The organism is Marinomonas atlantica, from assembly GCF_001639725.1.
Taxonomy (GTDB): domain Bacteria; phylum Pseudomonadota; class Gammaproteobacteria; order Pseudomonadales; family Marinomonadaceae; genus Marinomonas; species Marinomonas atlantica.
On record NZ_LTAW01000022.1, the window covers coordinates 1 to 2,330 of the forward strand.

General features: G+C 45.1%; 1 protein-coding gene. It reads left to right on the forward strand.

Going from position 1 to position 2,330, the window contains the following annotated elements:
• On the forward strand, nucleotides 1–2,330 hold a 2,330-nt coding region (locus AYW75_RS18375; protein WP_156490888.1), incomplete at both ends, for an Ig-like domain-containing protein.

Here is a 2,330-nt window from a genome sequence, read left to right on the forward strand (position 1 = left end):
TTTACGGTTACATTGAGTGCGGCCACAGTCGAAGAACAGCGCTTCAGTATCGACTTGTTGGACGGTACTGCAGGTAGCTCAGACTACAATGCTGTACTTCAAAATGCGACGTTTGATAGTGCTGATGTGAGTTACGACTCAAACACACAAGAATTGGTGGTTAAAGCCGGCGTAACGAGCTTCAACATCGGTGTTCAAACTACACAAGACACGACAGTTGAAGGCGATGAATCATTCACATTAAATGTGGGTGGTAAGAGTGCTAATGCTGTTATTGCCGATGATGATGTGGAACATGTTGTAAGCATTACTGGAGGCGGTAATGTGACAGAAGGCGGTGTTGCAGATTTTGTTGTGTCTCTAGATCGTGAAGCCAGTGAAGATGTAACAGTCACTTTGGCATTGAATCATGGTGAAACGGAAGAATCCGATATTACAGGGCTTCAGTATCAAAATGCGGTAGGAGCTTGGCTAGACATCTCTGAAAGTGGGCAGGTTATAATTCCAAAAGGCGAGCAGTTTGTAAGTGTTCGTGCAGTAACAGAAAATGATGATGTCTATGAAGAGGATGAAACTTTCACTGTATCCATAGTAGATGGCGGTGAAGCTCAGGTGTCTGAAACAAACCAAACCGCAAACGCTAATATTGTAGATGATGAAAATCCACCGACAGTTAGTATTTCAGATGGTTCAGATATTACAGAGGGAGAGCAAGCACAGTTTTTGATCAGCCTCGACCGAGCAGCGACTGAAGACATAGATGTAACATTTACTATTAGTGGTGATATTGATACCGCTGATTACACAGCTCCAATTACTCAAACTTTAACTATTTCTGCTGGTGATACATCCATTCCGCTCAATATTCAAACCGTCGATGATTCACTCTTTGAAAATATTGAAGAAATGGTCATCACAATCACTGAGGTTAACGGTGCAGATGCCACAATCAATGCCAACCGTGGGACTTTATTTATAGCTGATAATGATGCTCAACATGTAGCTAGCATCGTCGGTGGTGGAGATGTTACCGAAGGCGGTGTTGCAGATTTTGTAGTGTCACTAGATCGTGATGCCAGTGAAGACGTTACTGTCACCTTGGCACTGAATCATGGTGAAACAGAAGAATCTGATATTGCAGGTCTTCAGTATCAGAATGAATCTGGTTCATGGGTTGATCTTCCAGAAAGTGGACAGGTTACCATTCCACAAGGCGAGAAGTTCGTCAGTGTTCGCGCGGTGACAGCAAATGATGATGTTTATGAAGGCGATGAAAACTTCTCGATTGCTATCGTGGATGGCGGTGATGCACTGGTTTCTGATGGTCAAAACGTAGCCGCAGCCAATATCGTTGATGATGAAAATCCACCAGTGGTAAGCATTTCGGATGGTACTGATATTGCTGAGGGTGAAGTGGCTGGATTTGTGATCAGCCTAGATCATGCAGCGACAGAAGATGTTCAAGTAACCTTCACGATTGGTGGGGATGTTGATGCAGGTGATTATACTGCACCCATAACGCAAACGATGACCATTGCAGCTGGTGAAACATCGATGCCGCTTAATATTCAAACAATTGACGATGATTTGTTTGAAAGCACGGAAGAAATTGTTGTCACGATTACGGATGTCAGCGGTGCGGATGCCACAATCAATGCCAACCGTGGAACTTTGTTAATTTCTGATAATGACACTCCTTCAGAAATTACAGTTGAGCAGGGTGATAGCGCTAGTGGTGCTGTTACTGAAGACGTTGATACAGACACTGAGGTCGAAGGAGTACAATTAGTCTTAAACGGTACATTGACGGTCACTGATCAAGATGGTGACGGTGCCTTCAATACGACTTCAAGTTTCTCCGGTACGAACAACGCAGGTGGAGTTCAGCTCGGTACTCTGACAATTGATGCGACGGGAAACTGGACTTATGAAGTAGACAATGATGACGCTACGGTTCAGGCCTTAGGTGAAGGTGAGAGCATCGTTGAAACCTATACTGTATCGACCGCCGATAGCAATGATACGCAAACTATCACTATCACAATCAATGGTACAAATGACGGACCAGTAGCCGTAGACGATACAGCTTCTACCAGTGAAGACACGGTTGTGACCATTGATGTGTTGGCGAACGATACGGATCTGGATGGCGATACATTAACCATTACTGAAGCGTCTGTTCCGGCGGAGCAAGGTACGGTGGCGATTGTCGACGGTAAAGTTCAATTTACGCCGGCGGACAACTTCAACGGTGACGCGACCATCAGCTACACCATTACTGATGGTACCGCGACCGACAGTGCTGAAGTGACTGTGACCGTGGATGCGGT